Annotated in this window: 25 protein-coding genes; 8 read left to right on the top strand and 17 right to left on the bottom strand. The window is 71.9% G+C overall.

What is annotated here, in order from left to right:
* Position 1 precedes the first annotated feature (1 nt).
* The 5 genes from ACE3OG_RS07670 to ACE3OG_RS07650 all read right to left on the bottom strand — a co-directional run bounded on the left by ACE3OG_RS07670 (position 2) and on the right by ACE3OG_RS07650 (position 3,963).
* Positions 2-691 carry a Crp/Fnr family transcriptional regulator gene (locus tag ACE3OG_RS07670; protein ID WP_374307285.1) on the bottom strand — a complete coding sequence of 230 codons (690 nt, stop codon included), beginning with the start codon at positions 689-691 and terminating at the stop codon, positions 2-4.
* Between the two features lie 168 nt (positions 692-859).
* Complete coding sequence (locus tag ACE3OG_RS07665) at positions 860-1,678, bottom strand: methyltransferase domain-containing protein (RefSeq protein ID WP_374307282.1); 819 nt, start codon at positions 1,676-1,678, stop codon at positions 860-862.
* A 91-nt stretch (positions 1,679-1,769) separates the two neighbouring features.
* Entirely contained in the window at positions 1,770-2,537 is a 768-nt protein-coding gene (locus tag ACE3OG_RS07660; protein WP_374307280.1) for an extensin family protein, read from the bottom strand.
* A gap of 102 nt (positions 2,538-2,639) precedes the next feature.
* Positions 2,640-3,719 (bottom strand): S-methyl-5-thioribose-1-phosphate isomerase, encoded by a 1,080-nt coding sequence (mtnA, locus tag ACE3OG_RS07655; RefSeq protein WP_374307278.1) that lies wholly within the window; start codon positions 3,717-3,719, stop codon positions 2,640-2,642.
* Between the two features lies 1 nt (position 3,720).
* Positions 3,721-3,963, bottom strand: a complete 243-nt coding sequence (locus ACE3OG_RS07650; protein WP_374307276.1) for a hypothetical protein — start codon at positions 3,961-3,963, stop codon at positions 3,721-3,723.
* Positions 3,964-4,111: 148 nt separating this feature from the next.
* Here ACE3OG_RS07650 and ACE3OG_RS07645 point away from each other — a divergent pair, with 148 nt between their 5' ends.
* Together ACE3OG_RS07645 and ACE3OG_RS07640 are read left to right on the top strand one after the other, a co-directional pair.
* Positions 4,112-5,122, top strand: a complete 1,011-nt coding sequence (locus ACE3OG_RS07645; RefSeq protein WP_374307274.1) for a hypothetical protein — start codon at positions 4,112-4,114, stop codon at positions 5,120-5,122.
* Between the two features lie 77 nt (positions 5,123-5,199).
* Positions 5,200-5,586 (top strand): hypothetical protein, encoded by a 387-nt coding sequence (locus ACE3OG_RS07640; protein ID WP_374307272.1) that lies wholly within the window; start codon positions 5,200-5,202, stop codon positions 5,584-5,586.
* On the opposite strand, the gene ACE3OG_RS07635 is transcribed toward ACE3OG_RS07640, so the two are convergent.
* The 3 genes from ACE3OG_RS07635 to ACE3OG_RS07625 form a co-directional block, all read right to left on the bottom strand.
* Positions 5,580-5,813, bottom strand: a complete 234-nt coding sequence (locus ACE3OG_RS07635) for a hypothetical protein (protein ID WP_374307270.1) — start codon at positions 5,811-5,813, stop codon at positions 5,580-5,582. The two genes, ACE3OG_RS07640 and ACE3OG_RS07635, sit on opposite strands and share 7 nt — an antisense overlap.
* A gap of 189 nt (positions 5,814-6,002) precedes the next feature.
* Entirely contained in the window at positions 6,003-7,001 is a 999-nt protein-coding gene (locus tag ACE3OG_RS07630) for a peptidoglycan -binding protein (RefSeq protein ID WP_374307268.1), read from the bottom strand.
* Positions 7,001-7,966 (bottom strand): flagellar motor protein MotA, encoded by a 966-nt coding sequence (locus ACE3OG_RS07625; RefSeq protein WP_374307267.1) that lies wholly within the window; start codon positions 7,964-7,966, stop codon positions 7,001-7,003. Before ACE3OG_RS07625 ends, ACE3OG_RS07630 begins: the two co-directional genes overlap by 1 nt.
* Before the next feature lie 188 nt (positions 7,967-8,154).
* On the opposite strand from ACE3OG_RS07625, the gene ACE3OG_RS07620 reads away from it, so the two are divergent.
* Positions 8,155-10,176, top strand: a complete 2,022-nt coding sequence (locus ACE3OG_RS07620) for an AI-2E family transporter (protein WP_374307265.1) — start codon at positions 8,155-8,157, stop codon at positions 10,174-10,176.
* Here ACE3OG_RS07620 and ACE3OG_RS07615 read toward each other — a convergent pair.
* The 6 genes from ACE3OG_RS07615 to rph all read right to left on the bottom strand — a co-directional run bounded on the left by ACE3OG_RS07615 (position 10,173) and on the right by rph (position 15,883).
* On the bottom strand, positions 10,173-10,682 hold the full coding sequence (locus tag ACE3OG_RS07615; RefSeq protein WP_374307263.1) for an MmcB family DNA repair protein: 510 nt from the start codon (positions 10,680-10,682) through the stop codon (positions 10,173-10,175). The two genes, ACE3OG_RS07620 and ACE3OG_RS07615, sit on opposite strands and share 4 nt — an antisense overlap.
* Positions 10,683-10,750: 68 nt before the next feature.
* Complete coding sequence (locus ACE3OG_RS07610; RefSeq protein ID WP_374307261.1) at positions 10,751-12,583, bottom strand: DUF882 domain-containing protein; 1,833 nt, start codon at positions 12,581-12,583, stop codon at positions 10,751-10,753.
* A 239-nt stretch (positions 12,584-12,822) separates the two neighbouring features.
* Positions 12,823-13,998: a radical SAM family heme chaperone HemW gene (gene hemW / locus ACE3OG_RS07605; protein ID WP_374307259.1), complete on the bottom strand. Its 1,176-nt coding sequence runs from the start codon at positions 13,996-13,998 to the stop codon at positions 12,823-12,825.
* Positions 13,999-14,135: 137 nt separating this feature from the next.
* Complete coding sequence (locus tag ACE3OG_RS07600; RefSeq protein WP_374307257.1) at positions 14,136-14,432, bottom strand: hypothetical protein; 297 nt, start codon at positions 14,430-14,432, stop codon at positions 14,136-14,138.
* Between the two features lie 108 nt (positions 14,433-14,540).
* Positions 14,541-15,173: an RdgB/HAM1 family non-canonical purine NTP pyrophosphatase gene (gene rdgB / locus ACE3OG_RS07595; protein ID WP_374307255.1), complete on the bottom strand. Its 633-nt coding sequence runs from the start codon at positions 15,171-15,173 to the stop codon at positions 14,541-14,543.
* Positions 15,170-15,883, bottom strand: coding sequence for a ribonuclease PH (rph, locus tag ACE3OG_RS07590; RefSeq protein WP_374307253.1), 714 nt, complete (start codon positions 15,881-15,883; stop codon positions 15,170-15,172). The genes rdgB and rph overlap by 4 nt, the downstream gene beginning before the upstream one ends.
* Positions 15,884-16,025: 142 nt before the next feature.
* Here rph and ACE3OG_RS07585 point away from each other — a divergent pair, with 142 nt between their 5' ends.
* Positions 16,026-16,364, top strand: coding sequence for a hypothetical protein (locus tag ACE3OG_RS07585; RefSeq protein WP_374307251.1), 339 nt, complete (start codon positions 16,026-16,028; stop codon positions 16,362-16,364).
* A 12-nt stretch (positions 16,365-16,376) separates the two neighbouring features.
* On the opposite strand, the gene ACE3OG_RS07580 is transcribed toward ACE3OG_RS07585, so the two are convergent.
* The 3 genes from ACE3OG_RS07580 to ACE3OG_RS07570 all read right to left on the bottom strand — a co-directional run bounded on the left by ACE3OG_RS07580 (position 16,377) and on the right by ACE3OG_RS07570 (position 18,489).
* The gene (locus tag ACE3OG_RS07580) at positions 16,377-16,937 is read right to left on the bottom strand and encodes an adenine phosphoribosyltransferase (RefSeq protein WP_374307248.1); all 561 of its coding nucleotides are present in this window, start codon (positions 16,935-16,937) and stop codon (positions 16,377-16,379) included.
* Positions 16,934-17,809, bottom strand: coding sequence for an S-methyl-5'-thioadenosine phosphorylase (locus ACE3OG_RS07575; RefSeq protein ID WP_374307246.1), 876 nt, complete (start codon positions 17,807-17,809; stop codon positions 16,934-16,936). The genes ACE3OG_RS07580 and ACE3OG_RS07575 overlap by 4 nt, the downstream gene beginning before the upstream one ends.
* A gap of 71 nt (positions 17,810-17,880) precedes the next feature.
* Positions 17,881-18,489 (bottom strand): L,D-transpeptidase, encoded by a 609-nt coding sequence (locus tag ACE3OG_RS07570; RefSeq protein ID WP_374307244.1) that lies wholly within the window; start codon positions 18,487-18,489, stop codon positions 17,881-17,883.
* 280 nt (positions 18,490-18,769) lie between these two features.
* Between ACE3OG_RS07570 and purE the strand changes: the two genes are divergently transcribed.
* The 4 genes from purE to ACE3OG_RS07550 all read left to right on the top strand — a co-directional run bounded on the left by purE (position 18,770) and on the right by ACE3OG_RS07550 (position 21,756).
* Positions 18,770-19,240 (top strand): 5-(carboxyamino)imidazole ribonucleotide mutase, encoded by a 471-nt coding sequence (gene purE / locus ACE3OG_RS07565; protein WP_374307537.1) that lies wholly within the window; start codon positions 18,770-18,772, stop codon positions 19,238-19,240.
* A gap of 91 nt (positions 19,241-19,331) precedes the next feature.
* Positions 19,332-20,351, top strand: a complete 1,020-nt coding sequence (locus tag ACE3OG_RS07560) for a 5-(carboxyamino)imidazole ribonucleotide synthase (protein ID WP_374307536.1) — start codon at positions 19,332-19,334, stop codon at positions 20,349-20,351.
* 193 nt (positions 20,352-20,544) lie between these two features.
* A complete protein-coding gene (rpsU, locus tag ACE3OG_RS07555) occupies positions 20,545-20,784 on the top strand; it encodes a 30S ribosomal protein S21 (protein WP_374307243.1) in 240 nt (79 codons plus the stop codon).
* Positions 20,785-20,859: 75 nt separating this feature from the next.
* Positions 20,860-21,756, top strand: a complete 897-nt coding sequence (locus ACE3OG_RS07550; protein WP_374307242.1) for a tetratricopeptide repeat protein — start codon at positions 20,860-20,862, stop codon at positions 21,754-21,756.
* The last annotated feature ends 15 nt before the right edge of the window (positions 21,757-21,771 follow it).

The following is a 21,771-nucleotide window of genomic DNA, read 5'->3' as shown; positions in this document are numbered from 1 at the left end:
CCTAGCCCCCCTCCCGCAGCGCCTCCTCGAGGCGGCTCTGGAGCACGGCGGGCTTCAGCAGCACCAGCGCGCCGCGCGTCTTCTCGATCACGCCCTCATGCGACAGCGCCGACAGTTCGCGCGTCACCTGCTCGCGCCGGCAGCCGATGCGCGCGGCGAGCACGTGATGGAACGGCGGCGGCGTCAGCGCGCGCTCGTGCGGGCGGCCCGGACGCGGATGGGCCATGCGCAGAAGCTCGGAATAAAGCCGGTGCTTGAGGTCGAAGATCGAATGCTCGGCGAGCCGGGCGTTGAGCTCGCGGATGCGGCCGACGAGCATGCGCAGGATGCGCTCGCAGGCCGTGTTCGAGGCGAAGATGATCTCGCGGAAGACGTGCGCCGGCATGATGCACAGCTCGGACTTGGTCAGCGCCGTGACGTTGGCCGAGCGCTTCGAGCCGTCGATCGCGGTCATCTCGCCGAAGAACTGGCCGGCCTTGCTCTCGCCGAGAATCACCTCCTTGCCGGCGACGGTGCGGATGAGGATGCGCACCTCGCCGGCGACGATGAAATAGACGTCCGAGGTCTCGTCCTCATAGTCGACGACGAGCTCGCCCTCGTCGAAGCGCCGCCAGTTGCACTGGCGGTCGAAACGCTCGAAGTCGAGATCGGCCACATCCTTGAAGAAGGCGACGCGCCGGAGGCTTTGCATGGCTGATCCAAAAGGCTCGCGTTGCGGCGGAAGCGTCCCCCGATCGGACCCGTTCGATCCGGGCGACAGGATGGCGCTCAAGGGTTTGAAGCCGGACGGGAAGCGCCGACGCGCCGATTAAGTCTCGCGCGGGGCGAAGCTGTCAATCGCGCGCGTTGGCCTGCCCGCTCACTCCCGCCTCGCCCAGGCGCAGGCCTGCGGCGGGGAGACGATCTGCGCGCGCTTCGCCTGCGCCGCCGACCGCATCGCCGCCGCGAGCCGTTGCGGATCGCCGAAGGCGGCGTCCTCGAGGCCGAGGCTGCGGATGACCGGCAGCATCGCGCGGTAGGTCAGGGCGAGCCAGGGGATGACCGGCGAAGAGGGGCCGCCCGCGACGGACTCGAAGATCAGGTTCGGTTCGCCGAGGCCGGCGTCCTCGAAAATGGCGACGAGGCGCGTTCCGGCGTCGGCGCCCGGCATGGCGGCGCGGCACGCCGCGCTGACGGCGGCGCCCACCCTGACGAAAAGATCGTCCGCCGGCGACGCGGCGAACGCCGGGCCGAGGGCGAGCTCGTGAAAGGCCACGGTTCCGCCGCGCCTGACGGCGGCCGCGGCGCGGCGCACCGTGTCCGCCGGCGTCGCCTGGTGAATCAGCACGTAGCGGCCGATGGCGACGTCGAAAGGCGGATAGTCCGAAAGGGCCTCGTCCGAACCGACGGCGAAATCGATCTGTCGAAGGCCCGCCTGCGCGGCCCGTTCGCGCGCGAGGGCGACGACGCGCGGCTCGCGGTCGAGGGCGACGACGACGCCCTCCGGGCCGACGGCTTCGGCGAGCAACATGGCGACGTCGCCGGGCCCGCAGCCGATGTCCAGCGCCCTCATGCCCCGGCCGACGCCGCACGCCTCGATCAGGCGGCGCGTCACGCCCTCGATCAGACGCGCCTGAAGCTTCAGCCGCTCGATTTCCGGATCGGCGTGGCCAAGCGCGTAAGCGGGGTGTTCGACCATGCTCGCGCCCCTTGCGCGACCCGTTTCGGGCAGGTTCTCACGCGGCCGCGAGCCGGTCAAATTCGAGCGGCCTTCCCGGCCGCGCGGGCCTTCACTGGCAGAACTTGGCCTTGCCGCCGGCGCCGCGCGGCTCGACGTCGAAATGCCAGTGGGAGGCGTGGAAGGAATCGGCGCCGGGGCCGAGCGCGGTGTTGAAATAGCCGCAGCCGGCGGCGCGGGCGGCGCGGTCGAGCGCGCGCTCGCGCTCGTCGACGAGCCTGCCGACCTCGTAGGTCCGCCCGCCGCGCAGCCTCAGCGCCGCGACGTCGACGGCGAGGCCGCGTCCGTGGGCGCTGAGCCTCGCGCCCGGCGCGTTGTCGCGCGGCCGGCAGACATAGCCGGGGCCGGTCGAGACGCTCGCGAGCGGCGCCTCGAGCGCGGCCGCGGCAAGCGGGGCGAGCGCCTCCGCGACGAAGCGCGCGAAGACCTCGGCCGCCGCGCAGTCGAGCGTCGGGGCGTCGGGGAATTCGATCCGGCCGCCGTCGAGCGCTTCGACCGAGTCTAGGCTCAGCGGATCGTCCATGACGCAGCGCGGGTCCGCAGGGGTCATGGCCGGAGCCGGCCGCACGTGCGCGCCGAGCGCGGCGAGGGCGGCGCGGCACGCGGAAGGCTGAGCAGGGCCGCGCGTCGCCGGCGCGTCGGGCTGCGGAGCCTGCGCCGCAGGCTCGGCGGCGGGCGCGGGCCCTGGCTTGGGCGGCGGCTGCGGCGCCGCTTCCGGCGCCGGCGCTTGCGGCGCCTCCGGCGGACGTCGCGGCGGCAGGGGCGGGGCGCCCGCGTCCTGCGCCGCGCCGGCCGGAGCGAAGGCGCAGGCGAACGTCAAGGCGAGCGCCAGGGCAGGTCCCGCGCTGCGTCCCTTGCGCCTATCTCCGCCTCCCGTCATGGGGCGATAGCGCGCGGCGCGGCGAAAAGTTCGTTTTCGCGTTCAGCGCCGGAACGTCGCGGCGATCGCCCGCGCGTTCGCGGCGATCACGCCGCGCTCGGTGACGAGCCCGGTCACGAGCCGCGCCGGGGTCACGTCGAAGGCCGGGTTGAGCGCTTTCGTCCCCTTCGGCGAAAGGCGCACGCGCGCGAGCTCGCCGTCGTCGCCGAGCCCGCAAATATGGGTGACCTCCTCCTCGGCGCGCAGCTCGATCGGGATCTGCGCGACCCCGTCGGACATGGAGAAGTCGATCGAGGGGGAGGGCGCGCAGACGTAGAAAGGCACGTCGTTGTCGAAGGCGGCGAGCGCCTTGAGGTAGGTGCCGATCTTGTTGCACACGTCGCCGGAGGCGGTCGTGCGGTCGGTACCGACGAGGACGAGGTCGATCTCGCCGTGCTGCATCAGGTGTCCGCCGGCGTTGTCGACGACGAGCGTGTGCGGCACGCCGTGCTCGCCGAGCTCGAAGGCGGTGAGCGAGGCGCCCTGATTGCGCGGGCGGGTCTCGTCGACATAGACATGCACGTCGATTCCGGCGTCATGCGCCTTGTAGATCGGCGCCGTCGCCGTGCCCCAATCGACGGTGGCGAGCCAGCCGGCGTTGCAATGGGTCAGAACGTTGACCCTGCCGCCGCCCTTGCGCGTCGCCGCCTCGCGGACGAGCGCGAGGCCGTGCTCGCCGATCGCCTCGCACAGCGCGACGTCCTCCTGCGCGATGAGGGCGGCCTCGGCGCGGGCGGCGGCGAAGCGCTCTTCCGCCGGCAGCGGGGCGACGCGCGCGCCGACGCGCTCCAGCGCCCAGCGCAGGTTGACGGCGGTGGGGCGCGTCGCGCGAAGGCGCGCCTTGGCCGCCGCGAGGCCGGCGTCGGACGGGTCGGCGGAAAGGCCGAAGGCGAGCCCGTAGGCGGCCGTGACGCCGATCAGCGGCGCGCCGCGCACCTGCATATGCGAGATGGCGCGCGCGGCGGCCTCGAGGTCGGCGATCTCGACCGTCTCGAAACGATGCGGCAGGCGCGTCTGGTCTATGATCTCGACGCCGGCCGGGGTCGGCCAGATGGTCGTATGCGGCCGGCCGGCTATCTTCATGTCAGCAATTGCTGCAGATGCTGCGGTCGATCTTGTCGTCGCGCTTCTCGATCTTGCGCTCGGCCGGCGTCTCGCCCGAGGACTGCGGCTGGCCGGGCTTCGGCACGGTCTCGCCGGTCGAGGTTATATAGTCGCGGTTGAGGAGGCGGTCGGACGCGTCGGGCTGCGCGGACGGCGCGTTCTGGGCGAGCGCCACGCCCTGGGCCAGCGCCAGCGCGCCCGCCGCCGCAAGAAGATGTCTCATCGTCCGGCTCCTTCGTCTCGCCGGTTTCGCGGGACCCGGCGCGGGACCGCCCGCGTCACGCAAACGCGATTCGCCCCGTCAAACTCTTAACGCGGATTTAAGCATAAAGGCCCATCTGTCGTAAGCGAAGTCGAACCGGACGAGGGACATGACTGCAATGGATCAGTCGGGGGACGCGGGCCTGCCTGCGCCGCGAGCGAGCGCGGAGGCTGACGCCGCGCCAGCGGGCGAAGGCGCGGATTGCGGCGCGTCCGCCGAAGAGGCGCGCCCCGCCGGCGCGCTGCGCGCCTCGCGCGCCGATTCCCTCGCCGGCGAGGGCGCGGCCGAGCCGGCGCGCCCGGCGGACGCCGGACTCAGCGATCTCCTGCCGCTCTTCGCGGCGGGCGAGCGCGAGGAGGAGAAGCCGCCGCCGGGCCGCGTCTCCGCCCTGCTCAACCATGCGGCGAGCGCCGGCTTCGTGCTCGCCGTGCTCGGCTTCGCCTTCGCCGCCGGCACGTACTTTTTCGGTCAGGACCAGGGCGCCCAGCGTCAGGCCGCGCAGACCGCGCGCGAGGACGCCGAGCGCGGCGAGGCGCTGCGGCGCGCGCAGGCGCAGAACGCCGCGATGGCCTCCGACGTCGCCGCGCTCAAGGCCAACGTCGAGGCGCTGCGCGCGAGCCTCGCCCAGCCGGCGGCCGGATCGAAGGACATGCGCAGCCTCGAGAAAAGCGTCGACGCCCTGAAGGTGCGCGTCGACGCCGTGAAGTCCGACGTCTCGGCCAATCTCGCCGAGCTCGGGACGAAGGTCGACAAGATGCAGCGCGATCCGACGCTGAAGCAGGTCGCCGAGCGGCTCGAGCGGATCGAGAAGCAGGCCGGCGCGGCGACGGGCTCGATCGCGCCGATGGTAAAGGCGGCGACGGCCGACCAGAAAGGCGGCGCGCCGAAGACGCTGGCGCCCGACGCGGGCAAGCGGCCGCAGCTCATCACCAGCTGGGTCGTGCGCGACGTCTACGACGGCGTCGCCCTGATCGAGAACGCGCGCGGCTCGATGGAGGTCGCGATCGGCGACCGCATCCCCGGCGCCGGCGCCGTGCGCTCGATCGAGCGGCGCGGGCCCGGCTGGATCGTCGTCACCAGCCAGGGCGTCATCGACTATGACCGCAGCCTGACGCCGTGAGGGCGGTCTTTGCGCGTACACCCGGCGTTCAGGAACGGGGACGTAGCCTTTCCGGCGAACTGGCTGGAGAGTTTCCAATGATGCTGACGAGGCCCCCTTTCCTCAAGGCGACGGTCGTCCTCGCCGCGCTCGCCGCCGGCGCAGCCGCCGCCAGCGCCGCCGACGCGCCTTATCCCGCGCCGCCGACGCAAGGGTCGCCGCCTCCGGCGGCCTACGAGGCCGCGCCGCCCGCGGCGGGATTCGAGAACGTCTATTGGGCGCCGCGCTGCGTCTGGGTCAACGGCCCGTGGGGCCCGCAGCGGCGCTGCCGCAATGTCTGGATCAACGCCGCTCCCGGCTGGGGCCCGCCGCCTCCGCCTCCGCCGCCCGGCTGGGGCTGGAGGCCGCCGCCGCCCGGCTGGGGCGCGCTTCCGCCGCCTCCGCCGCCGCCCGGACCGCCGCCGACGGGCTATTATCGCTACTGAGGCCCGACCGCCGCGCCGCCGACCGGCGCGGCGGCTTCGGCCACGGGCTGCATGAAGCGGAAGGTCGCGGCGCAGGAGGAGGCCAAGGCCGCCGCCGCGCTCGCCGGCCGCGCCCGGCGTGGAGGCGCGCCGGTCGAGCCGAAAGAGGTCGTCGACGCGCCCGGGCGGAATGCCCGCGCCAGCGCGAGGCCGCGGGCGCCGTCGCTCGCCTCGATGATCTCGTGCATCAGGCTCGAGCGCGCCAGCAGGCGGCGGACGGCGGCGCGGTCGACTTCGTCGCAATCGATCTATGGCTGCGTTGAATGGATTCGTCCTAGTCTCATGAGCCCGCGCGGCGAAGAACTTTGAAGCTTCCGACGCTATTGCGCCGGGCGCCCTATGGCCACGTCAAATCCGCGCGCCGCGCGAAAGCGCTCCTACCGCTCGGTGATCTTGAGCTCTATGCGACGGTTGCGTTTGTCGGCGTCGGGGCCCTCGCCGGAATCGAGCGGCTGGAACTCGCCGAAGCCGGTCGCCGCGACGCGCTGCGGCGAGACGCCCTTCGACACGAGATATTGCGCGACCGCGATAGCGCGCGCCGCCGACAGCGCCCAGTTCGAGGCGTATTGCGAGGACTGGATCGGCCGCTTGTCGGTGTGCCCGTCGACGCGGGCGATCCACGGGATGTCCGGAGGTATCTCGTTCTGGAGCTCGACGAGCGCGACGGCGATCTTGTCGAGCTCCGCGCGGCCGGCGTCGTCGAGGCTCGCCTGGCCGGACTGGAACAGCACCTCCGACTGCAGCACGAAGCGGTCGCCGGACACCGTGACGCCGGGCCGCTCGCCGAGGATCTGGCGCAGCCGGCCGAAGAAGTCGGAGCGGTAGCGCGAAAGCTCCTGCACCTTCTGCGCGAGGGCGATGTTAAGCCGCGAGCCGAGGTCGGCGATCTTCGCCTGCGATTGCGCGCCCTCCTTCTCGGACGCCGCGAGCGCGTCCTCGAGCGCGGCGAGCTGGCGGCGCAGCGCCGCGATCTGCTGGTTCAGGATCTCGATCTGCCCAAGCGCCCTGGCTGTCGCGTCCTTCTCGGCGGAGAGCGCGAGCGCGCCGGCGTCGCCGGCGGCGCGCTGGGCGAGGCTTCCCTGCAGCTTCGCGCGCTCCTTTTCCGAGACGTCGAGATTGGAGGCGAGCAGGCTCGCCTTCTCGTCGGCCTCGGTCTTGCCGGCGCGCTCCAGCGCCAGCAGCGAGCTCAACTCCTCGATCTGGCGGTTGAGCCTGGCCATCGCCTCGTCCTTGCCGGTCACCTCGCGCGCGAGGAAGAACTGCGCCAGCATGAACACGGTGAGCAGGAAGGTGAAGAGGAGCAGCATGGTCGACAGCGCGTCGACGAAGCCCGGCCAGTAGTCGAACGGACGCGCGCGCGTCCGCGCCCGCGCCATCAGCTGCGCTCCTTCAGCCCATCGGCGAGGCGCTCCAGCGCCTCCTTGACGGCGAGGTTGCGCTCGGCCTGCTCCTCGACCCAGTCGCGGATGATCTGCTGCTCGGAGCGCATGTGCTGCGCCAGCGCCTGCACGCCGTCGGCGAGGTTGGCGAGGGCCGTCGTCGTCGCCTTGGCCTGCGCCGGATCGCAGGCGGCGGCGATCTCGGCGAGCGCGGCCGAAAGCTCGGGCGGCAGACCCTCGAAGCGCGCCGGCGTCGCGGCGAGCGGCAGGGCGGTCAGGGCGTCCTCGAGCTCGCTGTAGAAGCGGTTCTGCGCGTGCCCCGCCTGCAGGTCGAGAAAGCCGAGCACGAGCGAGCCGGCGAGGCCGAACAGCGAGGAGGTGAAGGAGATGCTCATGCCGCCGATCGGCGCGGAGAGGCCGCTCTTGAGATCGTCGAACATCGCCGCCGCGTCGCCGCCGCCCCGCATCGAATTGATGACGCCGCCGATCGAGCTGACGGTCTCGAGCAGGCCCCAGAACGTGCCGAGCAGGCCTAGGAAGACGAGCAGGCCCGTCAGGTAGCGGGCGGTGTCGCGCGATTCGTCGAGCCGCGCGCCGATCGTGTCGAGCACGGCGCGCAGCGAAAGCTCGCCCGGCGCGCTGGCGGCGAGCGGACGGGCGCGGAACAGCCGGGCGACCGGCGCGAGCAGGACGGGCGGCTTGATCTTCTTCGCGCTTCCCCCGGCGAGAAGCGCGTTCGCCCATCTCGCCTCGCGGAACAGCCGCAGCACCTGGCGCAGACCGAGCACGATCCCGAGCGCCAGCACGCCGAGGATGAGTCCGTTCAGCGCCGGATTGGCCATGAAGGCGGTCGCGATCTGGCGATGCAGGATCAGCGCGCAGAAGCCGGCGAGGATCAGAAAGACGACCATGCGGACGAGATAGACGACCGGCATGGACAGGCGGCGCGCGTCACCGACCATGGGCGTTGGTCCGGGCTGGGCGGCTCTCGCTTTGCGCGTGCGTCGCGATCATGGGGCGGGGAGGTCCGGTTGACTCGCGTGAAGCTTATGCGCTTCGGCCGCCGCAGGCCAGCGGCCGCAGGCGCCGGCGCGGAACTTTGGCGCCGCGCCCACGTTGGCGTCCGGCGGCGCAGCTTTCAGGGGTCGGCATGAGCGACGTGTTCGAAGGTCCTCATGCGCGTCCGGCCGGGCGCCGCGACCTCGCCCGCACCGTCGAGATTCTCTCCATCCTGCTGATCGCCGCGCTCTGCGTCGTCGCGCTCTACGCCGCGCGCGGCGTCTTCGTGCCGATCGCCATCGCCGTCCTGCTCAGCTTCGTGCTGTCGATCCCGATGCGGGCGTTGCGGCGCGTCGGCTTCAGCCGGCTGCTCGCGGCCCTGGTCGTCGTCTTCGCCGCCCTCGCCGCCACCTTCGCGGCGAGCGTGACGGTGACCCGGCAGGTGGCCGACCTCGCGGCGAGCCTGCCGCAGTACCAGGAGACCTTCAAGGCCAAGGCGAGCGCGCTGCGCGGGCTTCTCGCCGCCAATTCGGCGCTCGAGAGAGGCGCGGACCTGCTGCGCGACATCGGCGATCTCGGCAAGGGCGCTTCGGACAAGGGGATTTCGGGCGAGGGCGTTTCTGACAAGGGCGCGCCGGCGGCGGGCGGGAACGCGGGAAACGACGACGCGGCGCAGGCGCCGCAGCCGGTGCCGGTGGTCGTCCATGAGCCCGCGCCGAACGCCCTCTCGATGCTGCAGACGATCCTCGGCACGGCGCTGTCGCCGCTCGAGACCATCGCCGTCGTGGCGATCTTCGTGATCTTCATCCTGCTGCAGCGCGAGGACCTGCGCAATCGCTTCATCCGGCTCGCGGGGTCAGGCGACCTCCAGCGCGCAAGCGTCGCGATGAACGATGCGGCCTCGCGCCTGTCGCGCTATTTCCTCGTGCAGTTCCTCGTCAACGCGACCTTCGGCGCGGTCGTCGCCGTCGGCCTGTCGCTGATCGGCGTGCCGGGGGCGATCCTGTTCGGCCTGATCGGCTTCATGATGCGTTTCGTGCCCTATATCGGCGCGATCGTCACCGCCGCCCTGCCGGTCGCGCTCGCCGCCGCGGTCGATCCCGGCTGGACCATGGCGCTCGAAACGGCGGCGATGTTCGTCGTGGTCGAGGTCGCCGTCGGCCATTTCATCGAGCCGATGCTGTATGGCCGCAACACCGGCCTGTCGCCGATCGCCGTCGTCGTCTCGGCGACCTTCTGGACATGGCTCTGGGGCCCCGTCGGCCTCGTGCTGTCGACGCCGCTCACCGTCTGTCTTGTCGTGCTCGGGCGCCACGTCGAGCAGCTCGGCTTCCTCGACGTGATGTTCGGCGACGCGCCGCCGCTGACGCCGGCCGAGCATTTCTACCAGCGCGCGCTGGTCGAGGACGCCTCGGAGATCGCCGACCAGGCGGAGGCTTTCCTGAAGGACGGCGCGCTCGTCTCCTATTACGACGAGGTCGCGCTGCCCGGCCTCATGCTCGCCGAGGCCGACGCGCGCCGCGGAAGCCTGGCGGAGGAGCGTCAGAAGCGCGTCAGGGACACGGTGAAGGAGGTGGTCGAGGACCTCGACGACCATGAGGATGCGGCGGCGCGCGAGGGAGGCGAGCCGCCCGCGGTCGTCGGCGAGGACGCGGCGCCGCGCCTGCGCGTCGGGACGCGGCTCGATCAGGCGCCGCCCGACCCCGAGCCGCCGCGCAAGCCCGTGCTGTGCGTCGGCGGCCGCGGCGCCCTCGACGAGGCGGCGGCCGCGATGCTCGCGCAGATCCTCGAAAAGCACGGGATGACGACGAAGGTCGAGCCGCCGGACCTTCTGCGCGTCGGCGGCGTGCTGCACCATCCGGGGACGGGGCCGCAGATGATCTGCCTCTCCTATGTCGGCCGCGAGCAAGGCGCGGCGCACATGCGCTACGCCGTGCGGCGCCTGCGCCGGCGCCTGCCGAATGCGAAGATCGTCGTCGGCGCCTGGGGCGCGGCGCCTGCGGCGGCGGAGGAGCTTTGCGCCCAAACGCGCGCCGACGCCTGCGTCACGAGCTTCGCCGAGGCGGCGCGCCTGTTCGCGCAGGAGGCGCAGGCCGCGGCGCCGGCGCCCGAGGCGCCGCTCGCGGTCCCGACGCCGCCGGTCTTCGACGGGCCGGCGCCGGCCGCGGCCTAAAATCCGCCCGCCGCCTCGGGGTCGCAGAGCCCATGCAGGCGATGGGCGGCGGCCTGCGCGAAGCGCAGCAGCACCGCGCGGCGCGTCGCCGGCGCGATTTTATGGTGCGGCGCCTCGCGCAAAATCTCGGCCCCCCAGGCGTCGGCGACGATCAGCCCGGCGTCCTGCGGCATGATCTCGGCGGGCATGCCGGGAGGAATGGCGAAATAGAGCCAGTCGCAATGCGCGCGATAGTCGGGCCATTTGTGGTCGGCGCGGAAATCGGCGACGCAGGACTTGACTTCGACGATCAGCAATTCGCCCGCCCCCGACAGGGCGACGATGTCGGCGCGTCGGCCCGAGAGCAGCGGCAACTCCGTCACGGACGCGAAATTCATGCTGCGCAAAAGCCTGCGCGTCCCGCGCGCGACGGCGAGCGCGGCGTCGGACTGGCGTCCGTCGCGTGGGGGAGCGTCCGTCGCCTCAAAGCCGGCGGACGGACGGCGCAGAAGAGAGTTTTCGCGCATGGGCCCGTGGGGTTCGCGCGCGAATCATGCGTCAGCGGGCTGCGCGGTTCAAGCCGCGCCGGCGCGGCCTAGCGGGCGGACACGTCCGAAATCTTCACGTCGTCCAAGGCCGGCGGGGCCGCCTGCGCTTCGGCGGTCTCGATCTTCGAGAATTGCGCCGCGTCGGCGACGCTGGTCGCCGCGCCGTAGATCATCCGGTAGCCGGCCGAAGGGGCGGCGGCGAGCAGGTCGGGGACGACGCGGGCGGCGCGGCGCAGCCCGGTCAACGCCTCGCCGAGCAGCGAGGAGGGGGCGGCTTCCGCCGCCGGCGTGTCGCTGGTGAGCTCGGCGAAGTTCGAGCGGTCGAGCCGCGCCGAGACGATCTGCGGGGCGCCGTCGAGCCGGCTCGCGCCGGCGTCCGAGGCGTAGCCGAGCACGGTGGAGGGCATCGCCTGCCTGTCCTTCGGTCCGCGCGTGATGACGACGGGAAGGCTCGCGGCGCGGGCGAGGATCGCAGCGGTCTTGCCGGCGTCGCCGGCCTGGACCGGCCCGGCGGCCGCCTGCGCGGCGGCGGGCGCGAGCGCCGCGACCTCGAGGCGGGGGCGGGCGGGGGGCAGCGGCGCGTCGGCGTAGGCGAGCACGGCGGGCTCCGCCGGCGCCGCGGGCCGCGCGGGCGGGACCGGCGCCGCGAGAAGCGCCTTGGCGAGAACCGCGCGGGCGTCGTCCTCGCGCCGGTCCCTGGCGGCGGGCTCGGACGCCTCGGCGACGAGCTTCGCCGGCGCAGCCTCGCGCGCGGGCGCGGGACGTTCTGGCGGCGGAGGAACGGGGGCGGCGGCGAAGCGGGACTGCGTCGCCGGCGCGGCCGGCGCGGCGACGGGAGCCTGCGCCACGACAGGGGCCGGCGCCGGAGGCGCGGCGGGGGCCTGCGCGGCGGGAGGCTGCGGCGCGAGCGCCGCGAGCAGGGTGCGGTCGGCCGGGCGCGCCTCGTCGGGCCGGTTGTTGGCGGCCTCGATGGCGGCGACGGCCGGCGCCTCGCGCGCGAGTCTGGCCGCCGCGCGCCGCTCGGCGGCGCTCATGCGCGCCGGCTTCTCGAGCGCGGCGACCTGCGTCGGCGCTCTGGCGGGCGCCGCGCCGCGATCGGCCTCCGCCTGCTCCTGCCGGTCGCGGCCGGCGCCGAACAGCCAGGAAAAGAAGCCGCCGCCCGCCATCTGCACCGGCGCGTCGTCGACGGCGCCGCCGCGCGCGGCGATCTCGGCGCGCGCCTCCTCGTAGCGGGGCAGCGTCTTGCCGTTGGCGGCGATGTGCGCGGATTTGCCGTCGGGAAACAGGCGGGCGAGCTGGTCGTAGCCCATGCGCGGCCAGCTGCGCACGCCCCCGACGTCGAGATGGACGAAATTCTCGCGCGCGTAATAGCCGACGCCGCCCCTTTGCAGCTTCATGCCGATCTCGCGGATCTGCTCCATCGACATGCCCGGCATGGTCGTGTCCATCGCCTTGCCGAGGATATGCTGGGAATATTCGGCGACCGCCTTCGAGCGGCGGCGCAGCATGGCGTTGGTCTCGGGCGAGCGATAGGCGGAATAGACGACGATCGGCTGCGTCGCCCCGGCCGTGCGGTAGACCTCCCAGACGACGTCGAACAGGCGCGGGTCCATGCGCGTCTGGTCGTCGTTGCGCCAGTCGCGCAGGAAATGATTGAGCTGCGCCAGCACCGCCGGATCATAGGAGCCGTTGACCCTGAAGGTCGCCGCGATCGTCTCGCCGGTGTGCGAATGCAGCAGGTAGAGCGTGCGCGTGTCGCCGTTGGCCTCCGCCGTCTCGGTCGAGGACCCCGCGGCGAGGGTGACGGCGAGGCCGGCGGCGGCCGCGGCGGCGAGGCGGCGCGCCTTCTGGCGGGAGGCGAGGCGGCGGGCTGATCGCAAGGCGGATCTTTCGTCTTGAGAACCGGCGGCGGCCGCCGGGATGCTGAACGCAGTAGCTAGACCTGCAACCGTTAACGGCCGGTGACGCAGCGGCGCTTTGCGCGACGCCTGTCGCCCGAAGGTGACGCACGCTCCTTGCGCGAAGGCGGCGAGGGCGCCCGCTTCCCGCGAAGGTCAAGAAAGGCCGCGAATGTGGCGCCCTTGCGGCGGCGTCCGGTTTGGAGACGTTTGACCGCGCTTCAGGCGGCGAGGTCGGCGACGACGGCGTCGAGCAGGGGAAAGCCCTGCGGCGCGACCTTCAGCCGGCCCTGCGCGGTCACCTCGATCATGCCCTCGGCGCGCAGCGTCTCGACGCGGCGCGCGTCGAGGCTGCGTCCGGCCGCCGCCTCGAACCGGGCGATCTCCACGCCCTCGGCGAGGCGCAGCCCCATCAGCAGGAATTCGTCGCCCTGCTCCTCGCGGGTGAGCGCGACGTCCTCGACGAGGCCGTGCCCGTCGCGCTCGACGAGATCGAGCCAGACGGCCGGATCGCGCTCGACGGCCTGGGCGCGCCGCGCGCCGGCGAGGATCAGGCGTCCGTGCGCGCCGGGCCCGACGCCGGCCCATTCGCCGCTGCGCCAGTAGACCAGATTGTGCCGGCTTTCTTCGCCGGGGGCTGCGTGATTCGAGACTTCATAGGCGGGAAGGCCCGCCTTCTCCATGATCTCCTGCGTCGCGTCGAAGAAGTCGCGCGAGAGGTCGGGCGAGGGGAGCTCGAGGCGGCCCGCGTCGCGCAGCCGCTCGAACATGGTGCCCGGCTCGATGGTCAGCTGATAGAGCGACAGATGCCCGCCGGCATGGGAAAGCGCGCGCTCGAGCTCCGCGCGCCACGACGCGAGCGCCTGGCCGGGGCGGGCGTAGATGAGGTCGAAGGAGAAGCGTTCAAAGTTCTTGCGCGCGATCTCCAGCGCTTCGAGCGCCTCCGCCGCGGAGTGGCGGCGCCCGAGCGCCGCGAGGTCGGCGTCATGGAGCGCCTGCACCCCGATCGAGACGCGGTTGACGCCCGCGGCGCGGAAGCCGCGGAAGCGGCCGGCCTCGACGCTCGTCGGATTGGCCTCGAGGGTGATCTCCGCGTCGGGCGCAAGGCTGAAACTCGCCGCGATCGCCTCGATCGCGGCGCCGACCGTGCGCGCGGACATCAGGGACGGCGTGCCGCCGCCGAAGAAGATCGAATCGACGATTCGCGGCCCGGCGAGCGCGGCGCGATGCTCGATCTCGCGGATCAGCGCGTCGCGATGGCGCGCTTCGTCGACCGCCTCATGGCGCACATGGCTGTTGAAGTCGCAATAGGGGCATTTCGCCAGGCAGAACGGCCAGTGGACATAGACGCCGAATCCCGCCTCGGACCCGCGCGGCGGCGCGCCTGCGTTCGCCAAATTGCTCTCCTCGCCGGATGCGCGCCGCGGATTTCACGCCGGCGCCCCAACGGGCTTACGACCGGCGCGGCGCCGGCGTCAATCCGCGTTCAGGCGCGAAGGCGGCTACGCGCCAGCCGTAGAATGCGCCGGAAAGGTCAGCGGACGGGGCGCGCGCCGAGAGGAATGCGGCGGCTCGTCCTGCGCTCGACGACGACGGTGCGCGGCGTGCGGCCGGAGGTGGCGACGATCTGCTCCGAGCGGCGCGGCGTCGCATTCTTCAAAAGCTCGGCGCGCACCTCCGCGATCGGCATGTCCATCAGCGCCGCGGCGATCTCGACCTGCTCCATGAGCTGGTCGGTCAGGCCCTGCGCGGCGAGGATCGCCTCCTTCAGGGTCGGGGGATCATGGCGCACCCGCCGGGTCCCGTATTTCGTGTTCCAGACTGCCGACATGGCGGCCAACCTCGCGCGACGCGTTATATTGCACCGCAATATCCTATGTCGCGCTGCGGTCGGAATCAAGCGTCGAGGCGGAGCTTCGCCTGCGGCTTTTTCGCATTTTCAGCTGGTCGAGAGCCGCGCCGCGGCGAAGGCCTGGAAGGCGCGCGCGCGATGCGAGAGCGCCGGCGAGCCGTCGGGCGGAATCGCCTGTTTCTCCTCGAGCGTCATCTCGCCGAAGGTCTTCGCTTGTCCGTCCGCGAGGAAGATCGGGTCGTAGCCGAATACGAGCGAGCCGCGCTCGGGAAAGACGAGCTCGCCGTCGACGCGGCCCTCGAAGCTCTCCATCGTTCCGTCCGGCCGGGCGAGCGTCAGCACGCAGATGAAATGGGCCCGGAACGGCGGCTTCGCGTCGGCCTGCCGCAGCGCCTCCCTGACCGCCGCGCGAGCGACGGCGAAGTCGCGCGTCTCGCCGGCCCAGCGGGCGGAGTAGATTCCCGGCGCGCCGCCGAGCGCGTCGACGCAGAGGCCCGAATCGTCGGCGAGCGCCGGCGCGCCGGAGCCTATCGCCGCCGCCAGCGCCTTGAGCCGCGAATTCTCGAGGAAAGTCGTCCCCGTCTCCTCGGGCTCGGGCAGGCCGAGCTCGCCGGCGGAGACCGCATCGACGCCGTAATGGTTCAAGAGCTCGCGCATCTCGGCGAGCTTGCCGGCGTTGTGCGTCGCGACGACGATGCGGCCCTTCAGCGCCGAGCTCACGCCACCGTCGCCTTCTGCAAGGCGACGAGCTGCTCGCAGCCGGAGCGGGCGAGCGCCAGCATGGCGAGGAGCTGCTCCTGCTCGAACACGGCGCCCTCCGCCGTCGCCTGCACCTCGACGAGCCCGCCGGCGCCGGTGATCACGAAATTGGCGTCCGTCTGCGCCGCCGAATCCTCGGCGTAGTCGAGATCGAGCACGGTCTCGCCGGCGGAGACGCCGCAGGAGACGGCGGCGACATGGTCGCGCAGCGGCATGTCCTTGATGATCGAGCGCGCGCGCATCCATTTCAGGCAGTCGTGCAGGGCGACCCAGGCCCCGGTGATCGAGGCGGTGCGCGTGCCGCCGTCCGCCTGCAGCACGTCGCAATCGATGGCGATCTGGCGCTCGCCGAGCGCCTGCAGGTTGGCCACCGCGCGCAGGCTGCGGCCGATCAGGCGCTGGATCTCCTGCGTGCGGCCTGACGGCTTGCCGGACGTCGACTCGCGGCGCGTGCGGGTGTGGGTGGCGCGCGGCAGCATGGCGTATTCGGCGGTGATCCAGCCGCGCCCCTGGCCGCGCAGCCACGGCGGCGGCTTGTCCTCGAGCGAGGCCGTGCACAGCACATGCGTCTCGCCGAATTTGACGAGGCAGGAGCCCTCGGCGTAGCGCGCGACGCCGCGTTCGAGAGTGACGGGCCGCAACTCGCCGGCGGCGCGCTTCGAGGGTCGCATTCGAAATCCTTCGGGAAGGGCCGGCGGGCGGCGCAAAGCTTGCGCCTGTCTCTAGAAGCTCGCGACTTCGCGCGCAACCACGGGCTGTTCGGCCGCGCGCGCTTGCGCTAGACAGGCGCGGGACGAAACGCCGGAGAAAGCCATGCGCAAAGCGCTCGCACTGTCGATGCTCGCCGTTCTCGCGTCAGCCTGCGGCGCGCTCGCCGAGAAGCCGACGCGCTTCTGGAACCTCACCTCGAAGACGGTGAGCGAGCTGCGCCTCGCCCCGGCCGGAACGACCGCCTTCGGCGACAACCAGACGCTGAACGACAAGGACAAGACGGTCGACCACGACGAGCGCGTCGCGGTGAAGGGGGTGGAAAGCGGCGTCTATGACGTGAAGGTCGGCTTCGAGGACGGCAAGACCTGCCTCGCGAAGAACGTCAAGGTCGAGAAGGGGGAGGTGTTCTCGATCGAGGACAAGGAGCTCGAGTGCAAGTGAGGACGCGCGTCCTCAGTGCCCCTCGAAACTCATCAGCGTGCGCACCGGCACGCCCGCCTCGCGCAGCTTGTCGGCGCCCCCTAAGTCCGGCAGGTCGATGACGAAGCACGCGGCCACCACGTCGGCGCCGATCTTCTTCAACAGGCTCGCCGCGCCGAGCGCCGTGCCGCCGGTGGCGATGAGGTCGTCGACGAGAATCACCTTCTCGCCCGGAACGACGGCGTCGGAATGGATCTCCATCTCGTCGAGGCCGTACTCCAGCGAATAGGCGATCGAGACCTTCGCATGCGGCAGCTTGCCTTTCTTGCGGATCGGCGCGAAGCCGGCGGAGAGCTGATGCGCCACCGCGCCGCCGAGGATGAAGCCGCGCGCCTCCATGCCCGCCACCTTGTCGATCTTGGCGCCGCACCAGGGCTGCACCAGCGCGTCGATGGCGCTGCGGAAAGCGCGCGCGTCGCCGAGCAGGGTGGTGATGTCGCGAAACAGGATGCCGGGCTTCGGATAGTCGGGAATGGTGCGGATGGCCGCCTTGAGGTCCTGGCGGTCGAGGTCCCAGAGCTTGTCGCCGCTCATCGTTTCCCCGCCGGCGCCATGATCGTCTCCAGTTTCTTCATGATTTCGGGGTCGCGCGCCGAAGGCGCGGTCAGCACGGCGTTCTCGAGCGCGCAGTCGGAGCCGACCGGGCAGGGCTCATGCTCGGCCGGGAAGTCGCGCAGCAGCCGAGCGAGCAGGCGCGCCGCCGCGTCGGCGTTGGCCTCGACCACGGCGATGACGGAGGCGACGTCGACGTCGTCATGGTCCGGGTGCCAGCAGTCGTAGTCGGTGACCATCGCCACCGTGCAATAGGACATCTGCGCCTCGCGCGCGAGCTTGGCCTCGGGCATCGCGGTCATGCCGATCACGTCGAAGCCCGCCGCCCTGTAGGCCCGCGATTCGGCGAGCGAGGAGAATTGCGGCCCCTCCATGCAGACATAGGTTCCGCCGGTGAGGAAGCGGATCGATTCGGCCTGCGCCGCGAGCGCGACGCGCGCCTGCAGGGCGGGGGCGACGGGATGGGCCATGGACACATGGGCGACGCAGCCGTTTCCGAAGAACGAGCTCTCGCGCGAAAAGGTGCGGTCGACGAACTGGTCGACGAGCACGAAGAGGCCGGGATAGAGCTCCTCCTTGAAGGAGCCGCAAGCCGAGACCGAGACGAGGTCGGTGACGCCGGCCTGCTTCATCGCCGCGATGTTGGCGCGGTAGTTGATGCCGGAGGGCGAATAGACGTGCCCGCGCCCGTGGCGGGGCAGGAACACGGCCTCCGTCTCGCCGACGCGTCCGAACAACAGCGCGTCGGACGGCTCGCCCCAGGGCGTCGAGACCCGCTCCTCGCGCATGTCGGTGAGGCCGGGCAGATGATAGACGCCCGACCCGCCGATGATTCCAACGACCGCCTTGACCATTGTTCCGCCCCTTGAGCGGGGCAGTTTTAATCAGTGGCGAGGGGCGCGCAAGGAAAAGCGCGAGCCGCGCGTCACAGCTCGACGGTCACCTTCGTTCCGACTTTCACGCGCTCGGCGAGGTCGACGACGTCCTCGTTGGTCATGCGGATGCAGCCCGAGGACACCGCCGCGCCGATCGTCTCGGGCTCGTTCGAGCCATGGATGCGGTACATCGAGGAGCCGAGATAGAGCGCGCGGGCGCCGAGCGGATTGTCGATCCCACCCTTCATCTGGCGCGGCAGGTCCGGACGGCGCTTCAGCATCTGCGGCGGCGGCGTCCAGGTCGGCCATTCCTTGATCGCCGTGATCTTCTTCGTCCCCGACCAGGTGAAGCCCTCGCGTCCGACGCCGACGCCGTACTGGATCGCCCGCCCGTCGCCGAGGATATAATAGAGCTTGCGCTCGCTCGTGCGCACGACGATCGAGCCGGCCTCCTGCGGCCCGCTCCAGGCGACGAGCTGGCGCTTGTTGGCCGGCTCGCGGAAGAGGTCGAGGAAATCGCCGAGCGGGCCGAGCGCGGCGAACTGCTGGCCGGCCGGGTCGGCGGCGGCGGGCACGGCGCCGGCGAGAAGGAGCGCGGCGCAAAGGCCGAGCCCGCGCGCGCGTTCAACTAGGCGGGGACTTGCAAAGGGACGGGTCATGGTCCTGCGTCGGTTGGCGATGCGTCGGCGGTCCACATCGCAGAAAATCCTGAAAACAACCTTATTCGCCGCGCGCCGGCCCGCGCGAAAGCCGATCTCCCGATCGCTCCGCCGCGCCCGCCCGCCGCCTCGACGCCTCCGCTTCCTCTCAAAACAGGGCGAAATTCCGTATGCCCGCCCCGCCTTGCGCGGCCGCCCCCCTTGGTCTATAGCCGCTCGCTTCGCCAACGCTCGCGCCAGGGCCGCCTTGTTCGCTTCGCCGACCCCCGTCGCCGTCATCATGGGCAGCCAGTCCGACTGGGACACGATGCGCTTCGCCTGCGCGATCCTCGAGGAGCTCGACGTCGGCTATCAGGCGCGGATCGTCTCCGCCCACCGCACGCCGCAGCGCCTTTGCGACTTCGCCCGCTCGGCCAAGACGGAGGGGTTTCGCGTCATCATCGCCGGCGCCGGCGGCGCCGCCCATCTGCCGGGCATGACCGCGGCGATGACCTCGCTGCCGGTGCTCGGCGTGCCGGTCGAGAGCAAGTCGCTGCGCGGGCAGGACTCGCTTCTGTCCATCGTGCAGATGCCGGCCGGCGTGCCGGTCGGCACGCTGGCCATCGGCCGCTCGGGCGCGGTCAACGCGGCGCTGCTCGCCGTCGCCATCCTCGCCCTGAACGACGCCTCGCTCGACGCCCGCCTGTTCGCCTGGCGCGAGGCGCAGACGCAGGCGGTGGCGCTCGAGCCGGTCGCCGACGGGGAGGAGTGAGCGCGTGAGCGGGCAGGATCATGCGGAAGGGCCGGGCGTCTTGAAGCCCGGCGCGACGGTCGGCGTGCTCGGCGGCGGCCAGCTCGCCCGCATGCTCGCCTGCGCCGGCGCCCGGCTCGGCCTCAAGACCCATGTCTTCGCGCCGGAGGCGGACAGCCCGGCCTTCGACGTCTGCGCCGCGCGCACGATCGCCGCCTATGACGACGAGCAGGCGCTGGCGGCGTTCGCCGCGGCCGTCGACGTCGTCACCTACGAGTTCGAGAACGTGCCCGCGCGCACGGCGGCGCTGCTCGCCGGCCTGCGGCCGGTGCGCCCGAGCCCGGCGGCGCTCGCCGCGACGCAGGACCGCCTCGTCGAGAAGGAGCTGCTCGCCGAGCTCGGGATCGCGACCGCGCCCTACATGCGCGTCGACGACGCCGGCGCGATGGCGCGCGCCGTGGCGCAGTTCGGCCGCCCCTCGATCCTCAAGACCCGCCGATTCGGCTACGACGGCAAGGGGCAGGCGCTGGTGCGCGAGGGCGCCGACCTCGCCGTCATCTTCCGCTCGCTCGGCGGCGGCCCGGCCATCCTCGAGGCCGTCGTGCCTTTTTCGCGCGAGGTGTCGGTGGTCGCCGCACGCGGGATCGACGGCGCCTTCGCCGCCTATGACGTCTGCGAGAATCGGCACGAGAACCATATCCTCAAGCTCACGACGGCGCCGGCGCGGATCGCGCCGCAGACCGCCGAGCGCGCCGTCGGCCTTGCGCGCAGGATCGCCGAGGCGCTCGACTACGTCGGCGTGCTCGCCGTCGAGATGTTCGTCGTCGAGACGGCCGCCGGCGAGGAGCTGCGCGTCAACGAGATCGCCCCGCGCGTCCACAACTCCGGCCACTGGACGCTCGACGGCGCGCTCACCTCGCAGTTCGAGCAGCACATGCGGGCGGTCGCCGGCTGGCCGCTCGGCGCGACCGACCGGCGCGGCCGCGAGGTCGAGATGGAGAACCTGATCGGCGAGGAGGCGCTGGCCTACGACGCCGTCCTGCGCGAGAAAGGCGCCTGCCTGCATCTCTACGGCAAGGCGCAGGCGCGGCCCGGCCGCAAGATGGGCCATGTCACGCGGATCAGGGATTGACGCGCGGGGAAAGCGCCGCGCCCGGCGCGCAGGCTTGACTGGACAGGCGCGCGCGATGCTGCTATTTCGCTGGCTTCCGAGCGTCAGGCCTCCGGTCTGAGCGCCCGATCTCCTGTTCCGTCAATCCGGTTTTCCAACTCCGGTCAGCCAGGGCGCGCGGCGCGCGGGCTGCCGTCATGCCAAGGACTTCTGCGTGCAAGTTCTCGTTCGCGACAACAATGTCGATCAGGCCCTCAAGGCGCTCAAGAAGAAGATGCAGCGCGAGGGCATTTTCCGTGAGATGAAGCTGCGCGGCCATTACGAAAAGCCGTCGGAGAAGCGCGCTCGCGAAAAAGCTGAAGCCGTTCGCCGCGCCCGCAAGCTCGCCCGCAAGAAGATGCAGCGCGAAGGCCTGCTGCCGATGAAGCCCAAGCCCGTCGTCGGCATGCGCTGAGGCGCGTCCACGAAGCATTGACGCGGACCGAATCGTCGGCCCGCCCGGCGTAGCGGTGATCGCAGAGGTGATCGAATGACGGCTTGCGCGGCCTCGGGAAGCAACGCGGCGGCCTCGTTCCGTGCGCGCTTCGGGAGCCTCGGCTCGCCGCGCCTCCACCTCTGCGTCTTCGCCCTCGGCGCGCTCTCGCTCGCCGGCTGCGAGTCCGCGGGCAACGCCATCAAGACCCCGGGCGTCGCCGAGGTCGCGGCGCAGTCGCCGCAGGAGGCTCAGGCCAACATCGCCTCCCTCACCGAGGTGGTGCAGCGCAATCCCGGCAGCGCCGACGCCTACAACACGCGCGGCGTCGCCTACGCCAAGACCGGACGCTTCAACGAGGCGATCGCCGACTTCTCGCAGGCGGTGAAGCTCTCCCCGACGGCGGCCGCCTACACCAACCGCGCGCTCGCCTATCGCCAGATCGGCCGCAACGACGCGGCCATGGCCGACTTCGACCAGGCGATCACGCTCGACCCCAACCACGCTCCCGCCTATCTCGGCCGCGCCAATCTGCGCCGCACGCAGGGCGCCCTCGACGCCGCCCACGCCGACCTCGACCAGGCGATCCGCCTGAACCCGGAGAACGCGCAGGCCTTCCACGCCCGCGGGCTGATCTACCAGAAGCAGGGCGACCACCCGCAGGCGATCACCGACTTCGACAACGCCATCGACCGCGACCCCTTCGCCGGCGCCCCCTATCTCGCGCGGGGACAGAGCCTGCTCGCCATCGGCAAGTACGACAAGGCGATCGAAGACTTCAATTCGGCGCTGAACGTCGACAACCGCAACGCGGAAGCCTGGGCCGGCCTTGGCCTCGCCTATGAGAAGTCGGGCGACCGGACGAAAGCCGCCGAATCCTACCAGCGCGCGCTGTCCTTCGATTCGGGCAACCAGCTCGCCAGGGACGGCCTGTCGCGCGTCCAGCGCGGCTGACGGACGGGCCATCGG

Source organism: Methylocella sp. (assembly GCF_041905455.1).
Classification (GTDB): Bacteria; Pseudomonadota; Alphaproteobacteria; order Rhizobiales; family Beijerinckiaceae; genus Methylocapsa.
Note: the sequence above shows the minus strand (reverse complement) of the source record. Positions and strands in the feature narration are given on the sequence as shown.